This is a genomic window from Streptomyces sp. NPDC107559 (genome assembly GCF_055657365.1).
In genome coordinates this window covers 1-17711 of the sequence record NZ_JBVKBD010000014.1, presented here as the reverse complement: position 1 = coordinate 17711, position 17711 = coordinate 1, and the positions used below count along the sequence as shown (strand labels likewise).

Genomic DNA, 17711 nt, shown 5'->3' with positions numbered 1-17711 from the left:
TGCCACAGGCGGGGAACGGCGAGTGAGCCTATCGCAGCGCCCGCGGCGGGGGAACAGCCGTACGTTGCACGGAAGATGGACACCGCATGATGCCCACGGGCCGGCGCCCACGGTGGACGGCCCGGGGAACGCGATGGCACGGGACGGCACGGCCTGGAACGCCCACCTGTCAGTGACGCATTCACGCGTCCACTTTTTCGAAGGGGAGTCAGGCGTGGGCATCTTCGGGCATCGGCGCTCGGCCCTGGGCGGCGTGCTGACGCTGGCCTTCGGGCTTCTGCTGGGTGGGGGTCCGGCGGTGTCCGCCGCCCCGGCCGCGGCGCCGGCCTTCTCCATCACCTCCAACGGCCAGCAGGACCTGTTCGTGCAGGCGATCGACACACCGGACGCGGTGGTCCGGATCGCCGGGAACGTGGATCTGGATCTGACCGGGCGGGAGTCCCTGCCGGTCGCCCCGGGTGTGCAGATCCTGGGTGACCGGACGCAGCGCGCGCGGGGTCCGCGGCTGTTCACGACGTCGTTCCCGCGCATCCTCTTCCGGGTGGGGAACGACGGGGACGGCACGCACAGCGACAATGTGCGCTTCAGCGGGCTCCGGGTGCAGGGCGCGGAGAGCGACGATCCCTACTCGGCGGTCGACACCAGCGATTCCGACGGGATCCGGGTGGACTCCGGCGTGAACGTGGAGATCGACCACAGCGAGATCGACCACTGGCGTGGCTCGGCGGTGAACATCCAGGACGGACAGAACCGGATCAGCCTCCAGAACGCCTCCACCGTGTGGGTGCACGACAACTACATCCACCACAACCAGCACCCCACCGGCACCATCTGCTGCGGCCACGGCGCGGGCTACGGCGTGGTGATGGGGCACGGTGCCTACTCCCTGGTCGAACGCAACGTGTTCGACTTCAACCGGCACGCCATCACCGGCGACGGCTCGGCGGGGGACGGCTATCTGGCGTACCGCAACCTGATCTGGGGCGGTGGCGGGGACAATTCCCACGTCTGGCACACCCATGAGATCGACATGCACGGCAACGACTCGTCGTGCAGCTACGAGTGCGGCTCGGCGGGCGAGTACATGGACGTGGAGTACAACACGGTCTGGTACACCAACGGCACCGGCGTCAAACTCCGCGGCACGCCCAGTGTCGGCATGACCGTGTCGCACAACGTCTTCCAGCACTCGAGCCTGTGGGTGGGCTCGATCCTGCCCCTGCACGCCGCGCTGGACCAGACGGAGACCGGGCTGCACCAGTCCGCCAACACCCTCGACTCCTACACCGGCGGCCAGCGCAAGTACTGCGACTTCGACGGCGACGGCGTGAACGACGCCTTCATCGCCACCGGCGTCACCTGGTGGTACCAGTCCAGCTCGCTCGGCGGGCGATGGAGCTACCTCGACCAGTCGGCCACGCGCATCGCGGACGTCTCGCTCGGCGACGTCGACAACGACGGCCTGTGCGACGTGGGTTACCCGGGCGGGGTGTTCGTCAACCCGGGCCCGGACGCCTCCTCGAACACCGCGACCGTGGCGGTCGGCACCGGCGACTTCGACGGCGACGGCCGCACCGACATGGCGCTCGGCGGCTCGGACGGATGGCAGGGCCTGCCCGTCAACTCCTCTCAGGGCGACGGCCGTTTCTCGCCGGAGTTCGACGTGGCGGGGGACTTCCCCCGGCTGGCCGCGACTCCGGGTGCCCGGACCTACAGCGGGGACTTCGACGGCGACGGCCGCACCGACCTCGTGGCGACGGGCGCCGCGGGATGGGACACCCTGCCGGTGGCCCTGTCGGCCGGCAACGGGACCTTTCGTGCCACTGATGCCGGCGTGGGCGACTTCGCCGCATGGGCGTCCCTGCCCGGCGTGAAGCCGCAGGTCGGTGACTTCGACGGGGACGGCCGGGCGGACATCGCGCTGGTCGGCGGCCCGGGCTGGGGTTCGGTGCCGGTGGCTTTCTCGAACGGAGACGGCACGTTCCGCATCACCAACGCGTCGGTGAACGGCTTCGCCGGCTGGGCACAGATGCCGGGGGCGCAGGTCGTAACCGGTGACTTCGACCATGACGGCCGTGCGGATGTCGCGCTGGTCGGCGGGAGCGGCTGGGCTTCGGTGCCGGTGGCGTTCTCCAACGGGGACGGGACGTTCCGCGTCACCAACGCCCCGCAGGCCGACTTCGCCGGCTGGGCGTCCGTGGCCGGGGCGAAGACCAGGCTGGGCGACTTCAACGGGGACGGCCGTACGGACATCGCCCTGGTGCCGGGCCCCGGCACCCCCTGGTGGTACACGCTGCCGGTCGCGTTCTCCAACGGCGACGGGACCTTCCGCGTCACGAACACCCCGCTCTCCGACTTCGCGGGGTGGGCGCAGGTGTCCGGAGTGCAGGTGATCGGCGGTGACTTCGACCATGACGGCCGGGCGGATGTCGCGCTGGTCGGCGGGAGCGGCTGGGGTTCGGTGCCGGTGGCGTTCTCGAACGGCGACGGCACCTTCCGCGTCACCAACGGGTCGTCCGTCGACTTCGCCGGCTGGGCGTCCGTACCAGGCGTGAAGGCACAAGCGGGCGACTACGACGGCGACGGCCGCACGGATGTCGCCCTGATCAGAGGCCCGCACACCCCCTGGTGGTACACGCTGCCGGTGGCGTTCTCCAACGGCGACGGCACCTTCCGCGTCACCAACACACCCGCCGACCGCTTCGACCGCTGGGCGTCGATCCCGGCCCACACCCCGGACCCGCCGAGCCCGGACGCACAGGCCGTGATCGGGCTGTAGCCGGAGGCTCGGCGCCCGCGCCGCCGACCGCGATCTTGTCGTTGCCGTGGGGGACGACGAGGTCGAGGGAACGGCGGTGAGCCTTGAGCACCTTGCGCGCGCCTCGGGAAGTCAGCAGATGACCGGGTCGGGCCTTGCGCAGCTCCCTGCGCAAGGCCCGAACGCTGAGGTGCGGGGCCAGCGCGCAGACTCTGCGCAGCGAAGCGGGCCACTGATCCCCGTTCCGTGCGCAGTCGGGCGGCGAATGCGCACAGTCAGGAACGACACCGACGCCAAAGTATCCCGTCTCTACCGCCCGGTTGCGCCCCCGCAGTCCGTCGCAGCCTCGGCGAGCGCGCGTACCAGTGGTGTCGCGCGGTCCGTGCGCCAGACCAGGGCCCACTGGACGGGCGGGGCATCGTGGAGGGGGAGGTAGACGACGTCGGTGTGCGCGTTGTAGCGCCGCCCCTCGTCGGGGACTGTGCAGACCACGTCGCCTGCCGCGACAAGGGCAAGGATCTCGTGGAAGGTGGCGACGGCCGGGCCGCGGCGGACAGGGCGCCCGCTGGGAGTGCGGGCCGGCAGGACGGCGGTCTCCCAGTAGGAGGGAAGGGAACCGCTCAGGCGCGGCACGATGTGGTCGCCGAGGACCTCCAGGCTCACCGACTTCTGCCTGGCGAGCGGGTGATTCGCCGCCACCACCAGGTGGAGCGGTTCCTCGCGCAGCACCACTCCGACGGTCAGGTCCGGCTCGCGGACCGGCAGCCAGGTGGTCACCGCGTGGACCTCGCCAGCCCGCAAGGCTCCGAACGGATCGCTGAAAAACACTTCCCGGAACCGGAGTTCGGCGGACGGGTGCCGAGCTCGGAAGCGGGCCAGGACCGGGGCCATGTCGTGCATCTGCGCTCCCATGACCCCCAACGTCAGCGTGCCGGCCGATTTGCGGGCGACGGTGGTCGCCTCCGCCATGGCTTCCTGAATGCCCTCGTATGCCGGCTTCAGTCGCTGGAGCAGCACCTCTCCGATGGGGGTCATCCGCACGTGGCGGCTGGTTCGCTCGAAGAGCTGGGCGCCGATGACGCGTTCCTGTTTCTTGATCGCCTGGCTGACACGGGCTGGGGAGATATGCAGGCGTTCGGCGCTGCGGCCGAAGTGGAGCTCCTCCGCGAGCGTCAGGAAGATCTCTATGTCCCGCAGTTCCATCCTGTCCCCGGTTCCATCCTGGTCGCCCGGATTCGTAAACCCCTGGGTTAACGACCATATCAAGATCAGCCGTTGTTCCCGGGCTGCCCGGTACGCATGCTGGGTACCGGGCCGGGGGGCCACCTCCCGCGGGTGACATGAGCCGGCATGAGGCTGCAGGACCGGCCCGCTCAATTCGGCCGACGGACCCGAAAGGCGCGGACCGCGCGCGGAAGGCGCGTACCTCATCGGTCATGGGGCCTCGCCGCCCGGGCTCCGCCCGCCGAGCATGAACTCCCACGGAGAGATTCCCGCGTGACATCTGACCCGAGCGCCGCCCAGGCACCTGACCCGGCCACCATCCATCCACTGCCTGCCCACGAGCGGGTCGTCTTTCTCAAGCCACTGGTTGCCGGGACGAACGTCGTAGTGGGTGACTTCACCTACTACGACGACCCCGACGGGGCGACCGACTTCGCGCAGCGCAACGTGCTGTACGCCTACGGTCCGGAACGGCTGATCATCGGCAAGTACTGCGCGATCGCCACAGGCACCCGGTTCCTGATGGCGGGCGCTGACCACCCGTCGATGGGGGTGTCCACCTTCCCCTTCACCATGTTCGGCGGCGAGTGGGCCGAGCAGACCCTCGACCTCGTCACCGGCATGCCCAGCCGCGGGGATACGGTGGTCGGCAACGACGTGTGGTTCGGATACGGAGCCACTCTGATGCCGGGGGTTCGGATCGGCGACGGCGCAGTGATCGCGGCCGGAGCGATGGTCACCGCCGACGTGCCGCCGTACACCGTCGTGGGCGGGAATCCGGCCCGGACGATCAGACAGCGCTTCGACGACAGCGACATCGAACGGCTCACACGGGCCGCTTGGTGGGACTGGCCCGTCGAGCTGGTGACTGCGCACGCCCGGACCATCATGGCTGGATCCCCGCAGGACATCGAGCGCATCGCCACTGCCGAAGGTCTGGGGCAGCGGTGACGCCCCCGGCCATCGAGGAGTACGCGGTGTCCGGTCGCGACAGCGGCCCGTACGCGATCACCACAGGCCCGGACGAGGCGCTCTGGTTCACCATGGTGCACAGCGGCAGGATCGGCCGGCTCGTCCCGGGACAGGAGCCGACCAGTCATCAACTCGCCCCGGACAGCGGCCCGACCGTCATCTGCAACGGGCCGGACGGCGCGCTGTGGTTCACGGCGTACCGGGCGCACCGGGTCGGGCGGATCACGACGGCCGGCCGGGTGACCGAGTTCACGCCGCCGACCGCGGAATGCGGGCCTTTCGGCATCGCCGCAGGGCCGGACGGCGCGCTGTGGTTCACCGAGACCGCCGCCGACCGCATCGGCCGCCTCACCACGAACGGAACGGTCACGGAGTACCCGCTGCCACGCACCGGCGCGTTCCCCTCCGCCATCGCCGCGGCCGGGGACGCGATGTGGTTCACGATGAATCAGGCCAACGCCATCGGCCGTATCGGCATGGACGGTCGCATCACGGTCCACGCGCTCCCCACCGAGGCGGCCGCACCGGTGGGGATCGCCGTGGGCCCGGACGAAAGCGTCTGGTTCACCGAGATCGCGGCCGGTCAGATCGGCCGGATGGCACCCGGTGGCCGGATCACCGAGTACCCGCTGCCCGACCGTTCCGCCCGGCCGCACGCCGTCACCACCGACGCCGACGGCACGGCGTGGTTCACCGAGTGGGGCGGCAACAGCGTCGGCTCGATCACCTCGGACGGCACGGTCGCCGTCCATGACCTACCCACCCCGGCCTCCGAGCCGCACGGGATCACAGTGGGCCCGGACGGCGCTGTGTGGACGGCCCTGGAGACAGGCGCACTGGCCCGCATCGAGCCGGCCACCAGAACCACCACCGATGACACCGAACAGAGGAACGCCTCATGAAATACGCCCTTGTGATCTTCGAGACGCACGCGTCACGCGCCCGGATCCAAGCCGACCGCGACGCCTACCGGAAGGCGTACGAGACCTGGATCGGCGAACTCGCGGCAGCGGGCAAACTGGCGGGAGGTGACGCCCTCGACACCGAGCACCAGGGCCCCGTCACCGTGCGCAAGACGGCGGACGGGTCCGCAGCGGTGACCGAGGGGCCCGTGCACAGCGGCGAGGAGACCCTCGGAGGCTGGTTCGTACTGGAAGTCGCCGACCACGCCGAGGCCATCGAGCTGGCCCGCGGCTTCCCCACCCCGGAGGCGCTCGAGATCCGCCCGATCCTCGAATCGGCCTGAGCCCTGAACTCGACGGCCACGACGAATGCGGTGAGCGCCGCGTACGGCACCACGGACAGGACGTGCGCGACCGCATGCGGCCCTCACCGCCCTCTGCCCGGACACCCTGCGTGCCTGACCAGCACGCCATACCGGGACCGGAGCGCTGTATCCCTTCACAGGAGTCGACTTGCAACCGACATCGGTGGACTACCGGCCTCTGACCGGCCCCGAGGAGATCGATCTCTTCTGTCGGCTCTCCTACGTCCTCGACCACGAACTCGACGAGGACTTCGCCGTCGGCTGCCGCCGCCCCGAGTGGGCCTGGGTGGCCCTGGACGGCGACCGTCTCCTCGCCCGGCTCGCCTGGTGGACGACCCCGGGCGGTGACGTCCCGCTGCAGTTCGACTTCTTCGACATCGACGACACGCTGCCCCGGGCCGACCGCGACGAGATCGGCCTGCGGCTGTTCGAGACGGCGACGACAGCCGTCTTCCCGACGGGCGCGAAGCTGCCTGAGTACGGCCGCTTCGTCCCGCCCGATTGGCACGAGGACCCCGCGGCGCGCGAGGTGGTCGAATCCCGCACGCGCGTGCTGGAGAGCACCGGAGCACGGCTGCTGGTCGAGCGACTGCGGTTGCAGTGGACCCCGTCGTCCCCGCTTCCGGAGTCCAAGGGGCGTCTCGTCTTCCGCCCGGTAGCCCACCGTGCGGACCTCCTCGCCCTGATGACCCCAGTCATGGAGGGCACCCTCGACGCCCACGGCCAGGCGGACCTGGCATCCGGACTGAGCCCGCGCGAAGCGGCGGAACGGCACTACGACGGAGAGTTCGCCAGGTTCAAAAGCCCGCACGAGTGGTGGTGCATCGCCGAACTCCCCGAGGGTGGCGGTCCGGTGGGCTTCGTGGTCCCGGCCCGCAACCGCTACCACCCGATCATCGCGTACATCGGTGTCCTGCCCGCACACCGAGGCAATGGCTACATCGACGAGATCCTCGCCGAGGGCACGCGCATCCTGGCTGCCGAGGGTGTCGACCGGATCAGGGCATCGACGGACCTCGGCAACGTCCCCATGGCGAAGTCCTTCGCCCGCACCGGATACGTCAACTTCGAACGCTCCCTCAACCTGGTCTGGGACTGAACCCGTATCGCGTCGATTGCTGAGGGCGTCCACCAAGTCGGGGTGCCCGGAGCCCAACCAAGCCTCCAGGCACCCCGACTTCAGGCTCTAGAAGAAGCCCAGCTTCTTCGGCGAGTACGACACCAGGAGGTTCTTCGTCTGCTGGTAGTGCTCCAGCATCATCTTGTGGGTCTCACGGCCGATGCCGGACTGCTTGTAGCCGCCGAAGGCGGCGTGCGCGGGATAGGCGTGGTAGCAGTTCGTCCACACGCGGCCTGCCTGGATCGCCCGGCCCGCGCGGTACGCCGTGTTGATGTCGCGCGTCCACACACCGGCCCCGAGGCCGTACAAGGTGTCGTTGGCGATCTTGATGGCGTCGTCGAAGTCGTCGAACGAGGCCACCGACACCACGGGACCGAAGATCTCCTCCTGGAAGACTCGCATCCGGTTGTCGCCTTCGAAGATCGTCGGGCGGACGTAGTAGCCCCCCTTCAGGTCACCGTCGTAGTCGGCGCGCTCGCCGCCGGTGAGGACCTTGGCGCCCTCCTGCACACCGATGTCGATGTACGACAGGATCTTGGTGAGCTGCTCGCTGGACGCCTGGGCGCCGATCATCGTGTCGGTGTCCAGGGGGTGGCCCGGCTTGATCAGCTCGGTGCGGGCGACGGCCGCGTCCAGGAAGTCGCCGTAGTTGCCGCGCTGGATCAGCCCGCGCGACGGGCAGGTGCACACCTCGCCCTGGTTCAGCGCGAACATGGTGAAGCCTTCGAGCGCCTTGTCCCGCAGGTCGTCGTCCTTGTCCCACACGTCGTCGAAGAAGATGTTGGGCGACTTGCCACCGAGCTCCAGGGTGACCGGCTTCAGGTTCTCCGAGGCGTACTGCATGATCAGCCGCCCCGTCGAGGTCTCACCCGTGAAGGCGATCTTCGCCACACGCGGGCTCGACGCCAGCGGCTTGCCCGCCTCCTCGCCGAAGCCGTTGACGATGTTCACCACACCCGGCGGCAGCAGGTCGGCGACCAGGCTCATCCAGTAGTGGATGGAGACCGGGGTCTGCTCGGCCGGCTTCAGGACGACCGCGTTGCCCGCCGCCAGCGCCGGGGCGAGCTTCCAGGTGGCCATCAGGATGGGGAAGTTCCACGGGATGATCTGCGCCACCACGCCGAGCGGCTCGTGGAAGTGGTACGCCACCGTGTCGTCGTCGACCTCGCTCAGCGCCCCCTCCTGAGCGCGGATCGCGCCCGCGAAGTACCGGAAGTGGTCGATGGCCAGCGGGATGTCCGCCGCCAGCGTCTCCCGGACCGGCTTGCCGTTCTCCCAGCTCTCGGCGACCGCCAGCTGCTCCAGGTTCGCCGCCATCCGGTCGGCGATCTTGAGCAGGATGTCGGAGCGCTCGGTCGCCGACAGCCGGCCCCAGCCCGGCGCGGCCGCGTGCGCCGCGTCGAGCGCCCGCTCCACGTCCTCCGCCGTGCCCCGCGCGACCTCGGTGAACGGCTCACCGTTCACCGGGCTCGGGTTGTCGAAGTACTGTCCTCGGGCCGGCGGCACGTACGCGCCGCCGATGAAGTGGTCGTAGCGCGACTGGTAGGAGACGATCGCGCCTTCGGTGCCCGGCGCCGCGTAACGAGTCATGCCGGTCGGCCTCCTTCACTTGCACTGCCCGCCGTTGGGCAGCTTTCGGCGCGAGGCTAGGGACGCGGACGTTGCGACCACGTTGCGTCCTTGTGGAGCGGACGCGGACCGCGCTCGGCGCCCGACGGCCGTACGGGCGCCGCCAGTTCGGCCTCCAGCGCGGACAGCCGTGCCCGCACCGCCGCCGTCGGGCGCACCGCGGCGAGCGCCCGCCATATGTCGAGGTCGTCCTCGCCCCATGGCGTGTGGGCCCAGTCCGCCAGCAGATCGGGATCGCGGCGGGCGATCAGCGCCGCCCGCAGGCCGTCGGCCAGGAGCCGCCGCAGCCGCACCACCGCCGGGGCCTGCGAGCCGGGCAGCAGGGGTCCGGTGTACGCCGCCGCGGCCGCCGTGACCGCACCGGTCTCCAGTCGTCTTTCGACGGCGGCGACATCGGACTCCACCGGGACGGTCAGCCGATAGGGGCGCGACACCAGCAGCCCGGGGCCCAGAAAGCCGCGCAGCCTGGCCAGTTCGGCGCGCAACGTCACCGGTGTGACCGACTCGTTCTCGTACAGCGCGCACAGCAGCTCGTCACCGGTCAGTCCCTCCGGGTGCCGGGCCAGCAGCACCAGGATCTCGCTGTGCCTGCGGCTGAGCCGCACCTTGCGGCCGCCGGCGAACAGCCGTGCCTCGTCGTGCCCCAGCGCGGTCAGTTCGGCCGTGTCCTCGGCCGGTCGCTCGGCGGTCAGCAGGGCCAGCTGGGATTCGGCGGCGCGCGCGACGGCCTGGACGAACCCGAGGCTGTGCGGATGTGCGAGCCCGTCCCCGCCGGTGATGTCCACGGCGCCGAGCAGCCGCCCCGTGCGCGGATCGTGCACCGGGGCCGCCGCGCAGGTCCAGGGCTGTGCCCTTCGGCTGAAGTGCTCGGCCGCGAAGACCTGCACCGGCCGGTCCACGGCGACGGCCGTGCCCGGTGCGTTCGTCCCGACCGCCGTCTCCGCCCATCTGGCGCCGGGTACGAAGTTCATCAGTCCGGCCTGCCGCAGTGTCGCCGGGTGGCCCTCGACCCACAGCAGCCTTCCCTGCGCGTCGCACACCGCCAGCAGATGCCTGCCGTCGGCGGCGAACGTGCCCACCAGCTCGCGGATCAGCGGCATCACCCGTGCCAGCGGGTGCTCGGCGCGGTAGGCGCCCAGTTCACCGTCCATCAGCTCCACGCTCGCGGTGTCGTCGGGCCCGACCCCGGCCCGCGCCGAACGGCGCCACGAGTCCGCCACCACGCCACGCACCGGCCGCGCCACCGTGCCCGCCTCGGTGAACGTGTCGTGCGCGCGGCGCAGCAGCTCCGCGCGCACGACGGGGTCGGCCCCCGGTTCCAGGGCAACCCAGGGATCGGTCAACTCGGCCTCCCGGAAGGCGATGCGACCGCGTTCATGCGACCGCGTTCATACGGCTCGGGCCGTGCGGCTCAGGACATGCGGCTCAGGACATCGTTACTCCGGGTGTGCGTGCCGACAACCGTTTCGACGTCGGCGACCTGAGGAGCGCTCGCCCCGCACGCCCACGGGATGGGCCGGCCGGCCTGACGGCCGGACGGATGAGGCAGGTGAGGCAGGTGGAGCGGACGGGGTCAGTCGGGCGCAGGCGCCGAGCCGGGCGGGTCGGCCGGCCGGTCGGTCGGTTGGTCGGCCGGCCGGTCAGGCGAAGTTGACGAGTCTGATGTAGCGGGTCCAGTCCCAGTTCGGGCCGGGATCGGTGTGGTCCGAACCCGGTACCTCGTAGTGCCCGATGATGTGGGCGCGGTCCTTGGGGATGCCGTACGCGGTGCAGATCGCGGCCGTCAGCCGCGCCGACGACTCGTACAGGGCGTTCGTGAAATAGGCGGGCCGGTCCACCCAGCCCTCGTGCTCGATGCCGATGCTGCGGGTGTTGTAGTCCCAGTTGCCCGCGTGCCAGGCCACATCGTGCTCACGGACACACTGGGCGACGTGCCCGTCGGCGGAGCGGACGACGTAGTGCGCGGACACCTGCTTCGCCGGGTTCCGGAAGATGTCGAGGGCGTCGGCGTAGGTCTCCTGGGTGACGTGGATGATCACGCGGTCGAGGCGATAGGACGTGGGGCGGTTCGACGCCGTGTAGTTGGCGATGCTCGCCGGCTGCCACTCGGCGAGCGGGTAGTCGACCGCCTGGGCCTGCGCACCGGCCCGGGTGGCGGGAAGCAGGGTGTAGGGGACGGCGGCGAGGGCGGCGCCCTGGAGCAGCCTCCGCCTGCTGGGCAGTGGTCTTGCCCGTTCCATGCTGTGTCGCCTTTCGGTGGGGGGAAGGGCCGGCGGTTAAGCCGCGGCGTCGTCAGAGCCGGAGGCCCGACGCGCTCTCCCGCAGTCGCGCGTGCAACCCGCGGTGAGTCTCGCGCGTCGGAAGCCATTCCTTGCGGAGCTTGGCCACGCACGTGTAGTTGGTGTCGCAAACGTTGGCCAACGGTGATTCGACGGCCTGGGTCGCGAACTGGTACGCGTCCAGCTCGCTGAATCCGTAGTCCCGCACCAGCCACTGCACCAGGTCGAGCTGGGATATCCGGAACGCGTCCTCCAACGGGCGGGCGGAACCCGTCGAGATGATGTGCGTGTCCGACTCGATGCGTGGCCACGGCGTGGCGATCCCCTTCAGCAACTCGACGATCACCACGGTGTTCATGGCGCACTCCACCGCGACCCCGCAGGTCTCGCCCTCGCCCTGGCGGGCATGCCCGTCGCCCAGACTGAGCAGCGCGCCCTCGACGTTCACCCCGAGGTAGCAGGTGACGCCCGCCCGCATCTCGGGCGTGTCCATGTTCCCGCCGTGGGCGTCGGGCACCAGGGCCGAACGCACCTCCAGGTTGGCGGGGGCGACCCCCACTGTCCCGTGCATGGGGTCGAGGGGCAGCTCGACCTCGATGTCGCTGTCGTGCGCCCGGAACAGCGCGGTCCTGCGGGTCCGGTCGAGCTGCCAGATCCAGACGGTCTCCGGCAACGGGGGTTGCAGCGTGGCCGTGGTGTGCGTCGAGGTCAGCGCGCCGAACAACGGGACCGTCGTCGAGGCCGCCCAGTCCCGGGCGGGCTCGATCGACACGAAGTGCACCGCGACCGTGTCCCCCGGTTCGGCGCCCTCCACATGGAAGGGGCCCGTCTGCGGATTGAGGAACGGGAACTCGCACACCTCGGACACCAGATCCTTCTCGGATCGCACCCGCCCGGCGAAGCAGTCCTCCGTGTACAGGTCGAGGACCGTCCCGGGCGCGATCCGGGCCAGGGGCGGCGCCCCGCCGAACGTCCAGGCGTATGCGTCCGGTTCGGGCCGCACGGTCAGGATCCGGGGGTCGCTCATCGCGGCACTGCTCCGTTCTGCGCGGGGGCGGCGGGCTCGGTCTCGTCGAGGTGGACACGGGCGGTCTCGGATATGCGCTCGGGATGGCGGCGCAGCAGCACCAGCAGCACCACGACCCCGGCTGCCATCCAGCCGCCGACGACGGGACCCGCGTACGACACCGGGGCGGTCAGCGGGGTCACGAAGTCGAAGACGGGCAGTCCCGCCGCGGTCAGCAGGGCCGGTCCGAACGCGGCGATGCCGAGCAGCGGGAACACCAGGTGCCGTACCGGCTTCAGCGCAGGGCGTCCGCGGCGCAGGAAATAGCCGGCGCAGGCGAGGTTCACGACGATGTACACGCCGATCACGACCGTGACGATCACTGTGGCCAGCAGCAGGAACGCCGTCACGGGGTCGTAGGCGAATCCCAGGCCCAGTACGGCGCCGACCGCCACGACGGCCTGCACGGCGACACCGGCGACGGGGGAGCGGTACCGGGGGTGCAGCGTGGCGAGCACGCCGGGCAGTACACGGATGCGGGCCAGGGCGAAGGCCGTGCGGGTGGAGACGTTGGCACACGCGTTGGCGTTGGCGATCGTGGAGTTGACCACGGCGAGGAACACCAGGACCCAGAACAGCCCGAACGACGCTCTTGCCACTCCCTCCCAGGATGCGGCCCCGGAGGCCCCGAACTCCGCGAAGCGGTCGGGGCCGAAGTACACCGTGATGGCGTACGTCGTGACCACGTAGAACACCCCGATCGCCAGGGCCGCGCCGAGCACCGCGCGGTGCATCGTGCGGCGCGGGTCCCTGGTCTCCTCGGCCAGCGGGGCCGCCGCCTCGAACCCGGCGAAGGCCAGCACTGTGTAGACCGAGCCGGCGAACACCCCGCCGACACCGCCGTAGCCGTCGGCCGTGTGGGACGTCCCGAACACCGACAGGGTGTTGTCGGCGCCGGCCCTGCCGATCAGCCAGACGGCGAACACCAGGAAGACCAGGACCTCGAAGACGCCGAGCACCGTGCCGAAGCGGGCGGAGGCACGTACACCCAGGTATCCGGTCACCGTGATGACGGCGGCGCCGGCCAGCGACCACGGCCACCAGAGGTCGGCCGGATACGAGGACCACTCCTGGTGCAGGGTGCCCGCCGTGGTGAACCCGAGTTGGAGCAGCAGCAACGGCGGGACCAGGGCCTCCACGAACACATAGCCCCATCCGACCAGGAAGCCGAGCGCCGGGCGCAGGCCCTGCGCTGCATAGGTGGCCACCGAGCCCGCGGCCGGTAACTCCCTTGCCAGTTCCGCCACGCAGGAGGCGGTGAACAGACAGGCCACCAGCGCGATCAGGACGGACAACGGCAGGCTGCCACCGGCGAAGACCGCTCCCGACGGAATGGACGCGGCCACCGCGGCGGCCGGAGCCATGGCGGTGACGCTCTGGAAGAGGACCTCGCGCAGACCGATGGCGTCGCGCCGCAGGCCGGCGGAGGCTGGTGGTTGAGCCGACGATTCTCCGGACATGTGTGCATCCCCCGTCCACCCGACAGAGCTGCCGTCGTCACGACGAGACGGCTGCGCCTCGCGTGAATCACGGTACGGCGCCGACGGGTTGGGCAGAAGAGCCCGGCGGGCTTCCGTGGACGGCGCAGACGTTGTGGACAACTCGGCCACCCGAACGGGTGAGTTCGTTCTCGAGAGCCGCAGTCGGCCGGGGGGTGCCGGCCGCCCGAAGGCCCGGCGGGCAGGCGCCCTGTCGGTCGGCGCGGGACCCGACCGGAACCGACCGAGCCCGACCGGACCCGACCGGCAGGCGCGGGGCTCAGCCCCGCTCCGCCACCGCCGCCGGATCGTCCAGCACCGTCCGCACCACCGAATGCGCCGCCCCCAGCAGCGGCCCTTCGGGACCCAGGCGCGAGACGGACACGGCACAGGCCGGACCGGCCGTGCGCCGCGCCAACTCCTCGCGCAGGGACGGCAGCAGCCAGGGGGCGAGACCGGCCAGCGCACCACCGAGCACGACACTCTCGGGGTCGAGGAGGTTGACCGCTCCGGTCAGCGCGATGCCGAACGCCGTTCCCGCGTCGCGCAGCGCCTGCCGTACGGCCTCGTCGCCCGCCGCCGCCCGCCCGGCGAGCAGTCCTACCCGGTCCCCGCCCGGCTCCAGGCCTGCCGCGCGCAGCACCGCCTCCTCACCGGCGTACTGCTCCAGACAACCCCGCCCGCCGCACGCGCACTCGGGCCCGTCCGGCCGGACCGGAACATGTCCCAGTTCGCCCGCGAACCCCCGTGTCCCGCGCAGCAGCCGCCCGTCCACCACGACCGCCGCGCCGATGCCGATCTCGGCCGACACATGGAGGAAGTCGCGCGGGGTGCCCTCGCCGAGCCACAACTCGGCCAGACCGCCGAAGTTGGCCTCGTTGTCCACGGTCAGCGGCAGTCCGGCGGGCAACGACGCCCCGAGGTCGAGGTCCTGCCAGCCCAGGTTCGGAGCGCGTACGACGGTCCGGGCGTCGGGCGCGACCAGACCTGGCACGGCTATGGCCAGTCCGGCCGGCCACAGCCCCTCACGTTCCGCGTCGGCGACGACGAGGCGCAGCAGCGAGCCGAGCTCCTCGAGCACCGGCCCGGGCGCGCGGCCGCGGTTCGTGCCGTGCCGCACCGCCCGCGCCCGCACCTCCCCGCGCAGGTCCACCGCACAGACCGCGAGGTGGTCGACCCCCACCTCCGCGCCGATCCCGGTGGGACCGCGCCCGCTGACGGCCAGGGCGGACCCCGGCCGGCCCACCCGGCCCGGCCGCTCCGGGCCCAGTTCCTCCAGCAGCCCGGAGCGGATGAGTTCGTCGACGAGCGTCGACACCGCCGCCCGGGTCAGTCCGATGCGCGAGGCGACCGAGGCACGGGAGAGCGGGCCCTCGGCGCCCACGGTGTGCATCACCCGGGCGAGATTGCGCCGGCGCATGCCCTGCTGGGTGTCGGGCAGGGCCCGACCGGGTCCGGTCGGGTGTCCCTCGTGCAGCGGTACGGTCATCCTTGCGGTCAGTCCTCGTTCGTCGTCCTTCAGCGGGCGTTCGGCTCTCGTTCCAGCAGCGTGGCCGCGTCGGAGAGTACCCCGGAGATCCTTGCCAGCGTCTCCTCGTCCCGCTCCACCGCTTCCAGTACCGGTCCCTGCGCGGTGTTCCAGCGCCGGGCGACCGCCGCCGGGTCCTCGCCGGTCAGCAGGCCGGCGGCCTGGGCCGCGGCACCGAGCGCGACCAGTTCCCTGGCCTCGGGGATCTGGACCGGCCGCCCGGAGAGCCGGCGCACGGTCTGCTGCCACGCCTTGCCCCGGGCGCCGCCGCCGATCAGCAGCAGCGGCGCGGTGCGGTCCGCGTCCTCGTCGAGCACCAGGTCCAGCGCGCCCAGCAGGGAGTGGACGGCGCCGTCGTAGGCGGCCTGGAGGAGTTGGCCGCCGGTCGTGTCGTGACGCAGACCGTGCAGGAGCCCCGACGCATGGGGCAGGTTCGGGGTGCGCTCGCCGTCCAGGTAGGGCAGCAGCGTGACCCCGGTGGCGGGCTCCACCGCCTCCCGGTCGAGACCCAGCAGCGCGGCGAGGCGGTCGACGGCGAGCGTGCAGTTCAGTGTGCAGGCCAGCGGCAGCCAGTCGCCGTGGGCGTCGGCGAAGCCCGCCACCGTCCCGGTCGGGTCGGCCGGACGCCGCTTCGACACCGCGTAGACGGTGCCCGACGTGCCCAGACTCAGCACCGGGGTGCCCGGGCGCAGTCCCAGTCCCAGCGCCGCGGCGGCGTTGTCGCCGGTGCCGGGGGCGACCAGGGTGCCCTTGGAGAAGGGCAGGTCGTGGCTGTCGCGGACGGTCCCGGCCACCTCGCCCGGCCGGACCACCCGGGGCAGCAGTGCTGCGTCGAGCCCGACGTGGGCGAGGATCTCCTCGTCGTACGCCTCGGTCCGCGACGACCACCAGCCGGTGCCGGAGGCGTCACCGCGGTCCGTCGTGCCCTGCCCGGTCAGCCGCTCGGTGAGGTAGTCGTGGGGGAGGCGCACGGCCTTGGTGGCGCGGACCGCCTCCGGCTCGTGCTCGGCCAGCCAGGCCCACTTGGTCACGGTGAACGACGCGCCGGGCACGCTTCCCGTGCGGTCCGCCCACTCCTTCGGTCCGCCCAGTTCCTCGACGAGCCGGCGCGCCTGCGGCGCCGAGCGGACGTCGTTCCACAGCAGTGCCGGACGTACGGGCTCGCCCTGGGCGTCCAGGGTGACGAGCCCGTGCTGCTGCCCGCCGATCGACACCGCGGCGGCCTCGCGGGCGGCGTCGCCGCACTGACGCAGGGCCCTGTGCAGCGCGTCCCACCACTGGCGCGGATCGCTCTCACGGCCCGCTCCGGAGGAGACGGTGTGCGGCGCCTGACCGCTCGCGACGACCTGTCCGGTGGCCGCGTCGACGACGAGCACCTTGGTCGACTGGGTGGACGTGTCCACGCCGACGACGAGCGGACCCTCGGCTGCTGACATCGGGCTCTCCCTGCTTATTTTCCGCGGCTCTGCGGGGGCTGACCTGCTGTTTTTCTGAAATCCGAGGGTCTGGAGACCTGGATCTCACCCTTCGGGGACGTCGTGTCCCTTCCCAGGGATGTGCTGGCATACTAATTTGTAAACGGCCATGACGAAATAGTTCAGCTAGCAAGGAGCCGCCGTATGAGCTACCAGCCCACCCCCGAGGACAGGTTCACCTTCGGCCTGTGGACCGTCGGCTGGCAGGGACGGGACCCGTTCGGTGACGCGACCCGGCGGGCCCTGGACCCGGTCGAGACGGTGCAGCGTCTGGCCGAGCTGGGTGCCTACGGAGTGACCTTCCACGACGACGACCTGATCCCGTTCGGGTCCTCGGACAGCGAGCGCGAGTCGCACATCAAGCGGTTCCGCCAGGCGCTGGACGCGACCGGTCTGACCGTGCCGATGGCCACGACGAACCTGTTCACGCACCCGGTGTTCAAGGACGGCGCGTTCACCGCGAACGACCGTGACGTGCGCCGTTACGCGCTGCGCAAGACGATCCGCAACATCGACCTGGCAGCGGAGCTGGGCGCGAAGACGTATGTGGCCTGGGGCGGGCGCGAGGGTGCGGAGTCCGGCGCCGCGAAGGACGTGCGCGTGGCGCTGGACCGGATGAAGGAGGCGTTCGACCTTCTGGGCGAGTACGTCACCGGGCAGGGCTACGACCTGAGGTTCGCGATCGAGCCGAAGCCGAACGAGCCGCGCGGTGACATCCTGCTGCCCACCGTCGGTCACGCGCTGGCGTTCATCGAGCGGCTGGAGCGTCCGGAGCTGTACGGCGTGAACCCGGAGGTCGGTCACGAGCAGATGGCGGGGCTGAACTTCGCGCACGGGATCGCGCAGGCGCTGTGGGCGGGCAAGCTGTTCCACATCGACCTCAACGGTCAGTCCGGGATCAAGTACGACCAGGAC

At 71.1% G+C, this 17711-nt stretch carries 14 protein-coding genes; 6 read left to right on the top strand and 8 right to left on the bottom strand.

The window, feature by feature from the left end; translation table 11 throughout:
• The first annotated feature begins 214 nt into the window (after positions 1-214).
• Positions 215-2779, top strand: a complete 2565-nt coding sequence (locus ACZ7OY_RS32130) for an FG-GAP-like repeat-containing protein (RefSeq protein ID WP_471914697.1) — start codon at positions 215-217, stop codon at positions 2777-2779.
• Between the two features lie 288 nt (positions 2780-3067).
• Here the strand turns inward: ACZ7OY_RS32130 and ACZ7OY_RS32125 are convergent, their stop codons facing one another.
• The gene (locus ACZ7OY_RS32125; protein ID WP_471914696.1) at positions 3068-3961 is read right to left on the bottom strand and encodes a LysR family transcriptional regulator; all 894 of its coding nucleotides are present in this window, start codon (positions 3959-3961) and stop codon (positions 3068-3070) included.
• Positions 3962-4255: 294 nt separating this feature from the next.
• Here ACZ7OY_RS32125 and ACZ7OY_RS32120 point away from each other — a divergent pair, with 294 nt between their 5' ends.
• The 4 genes from ACZ7OY_RS32120 to ACZ7OY_RS32105 all read left to right on the top strand — a co-directional run bounded on the left by ACZ7OY_RS32120 (position 4256) and on the right by ACZ7OY_RS32105 (position 7320).
• Entirely contained in the window at positions 4256-4933 is a 678-nt protein-coding gene (locus ACZ7OY_RS32120; protein ID WP_471914695.1) for a CatB-related O-acetyltransferase, read from the top strand.
• Entirely contained in the window at positions 4930-5856 is a 927-nt protein-coding gene (locus ACZ7OY_RS32115) for a Vgb family protein (RefSeq protein WP_471914694.1), read from the top strand. Before ACZ7OY_RS32120 ends, ACZ7OY_RS32115 begins: the two co-directional genes overlap by 4 nt.
• Positions 5853-6200, top strand: coding sequence for a YciI family protein (locus tag ACZ7OY_RS32110; protein WP_150504607.1), 348 nt, complete (start codon positions 5853-5855; stop codon positions 6198-6200). The genes ACZ7OY_RS32115 and ACZ7OY_RS32110 overlap by 4 nt, the downstream gene beginning before the upstream one ends.
• Before the next feature lie 184 nt (positions 6201-6384).
• Positions 6385-7320, top strand: a complete 936-nt coding sequence (locus ACZ7OY_RS32105; protein ID WP_471914878.1) for a GNAT family N-acetyltransferase — start codon at positions 6385-6387, stop codon at positions 7318-7320.
• Positions 7321-7407: 87 nt separating this feature from the next.
• Here the strand turns inward: ACZ7OY_RS32105 and exaC are convergent, their stop codons facing one another.
• The 7 genes from exaC to xylB form a co-directional block, all read right to left on the bottom strand.
• On the bottom strand, positions 7408-8931 hold the full coding sequence (gene exaC, locus ACZ7OY_RS32100) for an acetaldehyde dehydrogenase ExaC (RefSeq protein WP_471914693.1): 1524 nt from the start codon (positions 8929-8931) through the stop codon (positions 7408-7410).
• Between the two features lie 56 nt (positions 8932-8987).
• Complete coding sequence (locus tag ACZ7OY_RS32095) at positions 8988-10313, bottom strand: winged helix-turn-helix domain-containing protein (RefSeq protein WP_471914692.1); 1326 nt, start codon at positions 10311-10313, stop codon at positions 8988-8990.
• Between the two features lie 297 nt (positions 10314-10610).
• Positions 10611-11210 (bottom strand): N-acetylmuramoyl-L-alanine amidase, encoded by a 600-nt coding sequence (locus ACZ7OY_RS32090; RefSeq protein WP_471914691.1) that lies wholly within the window; start codon positions 11208-11210, stop codon positions 10611-10613.
• A 52-nt stretch (positions 11211-11262) separates the two neighbouring features.
• The gene (locus ACZ7OY_RS32085) at positions 11263-12276 is read right to left on the bottom strand and encodes an acetamidase/formamidase family protein (RefSeq protein ID WP_471914690.1); all 1014 of its coding nucleotides are present in this window, start codon (positions 12274-12276) and stop codon (positions 11263-11265) included.
• Complete coding sequence (locus ACZ7OY_RS32080; RefSeq protein WP_471914689.1) at positions 12273-13775, bottom strand: APC family permease; 1503 nt, start codon at positions 13773-13775, stop codon at positions 12273-12275. Before ACZ7OY_RS32080 ends, ACZ7OY_RS32085 begins: the two co-directional genes overlap by 4 nt.
• 298 nt (positions 13776-14073) lie before the next feature.
• Positions 14074-15282, bottom strand: coding sequence for an ROK family protein (locus ACZ7OY_RS32075; RefSeq protein ID WP_471914688.1), 1209 nt, complete (start codon positions 15280-15282; stop codon positions 14074-14076).
• Between the two features lie 29 nt (positions 15283-15311).
• On the bottom strand, positions 15312-16757 hold the full coding sequence (gene xylB / locus ACZ7OY_RS32070) for a xylulokinase (RefSeq protein WP_471914687.1): 1446 nt from the start codon (positions 16755-16757) through the stop codon (positions 15312-15314).
• 183 nt (positions 16758-16940) lie between these two features.
• Here xylB and xylA point away from each other — a divergent pair.
• The coding region (gene xylA, locus ACZ7OY_RS32065; protein WP_471914686.1) for a xylose isomerase at positions 16941-17711 on the top strand (771 nt) is incomplete at its 3' end.

What these genes read in the sequence shown, in the direction of transcription:
- ACZ7OY_RS32125 (WP_471914696.1), bottom strand. Translation starts at nt 3,961, where the DNA reads ATGGAACTGCGGGACATAGAGATCTTCCTGACGCTCGCGGAGGAGCTC.
- ACZ7OY_RS32110 (WP_150504607.1), top strand. Translation starts at nt 5,853, where the DNA reads ATGAAATACGCCCTTGTGATCTTCGAGACGCACGCGTCACGCGCCCGG.
- exaC (WP_471914693.1), bottom strand. Translation starts at nt 8,931, where the DNA reads ATGACTCGTTACGCGGCGCCGGGCACCGAAGGCGCGATCGTCTCCTAC.
- ACZ7OY_RS32090 (WP_471914691.1), bottom strand. Translation starts at nt 11,210, where the DNA reads ATGGAACGGGCAAGACCACTGCCCAGCAGGCGGAGGCTGCTCCAGGGC.
- ACZ7OY_RS32085 (WP_471914690.1), bottom strand. Translation starts at nt 12,276, where the DNA reads ATGAGCGACCCCCGGATCCTGACCGTGCGGCCCGAACCGGACGCATAC.
- ACZ7OY_RS32080 (WP_471914689.1), bottom strand. Translation starts at nt 13,775, where the DNA reads ATGTCCGGAGAATCGTCGGCTCAACCACCAGCCTCCGCCGGCCTGCGG.
- ACZ7OY_RS32075 (WP_471914688.1), bottom strand. Translation starts at nt 15,282, where the DNA reads ATGACCGTACCGCTGCACGAGGGACACCCGACCGGACCCGGTCGGGCC.
- xylB (WP_471914687.1), bottom strand. Translation starts at nt 16,757, where the DNA reads ATGTCAGCAGCCGAGGGTCCGCTCGTCGTCGGCGTGGACACGTCCACC.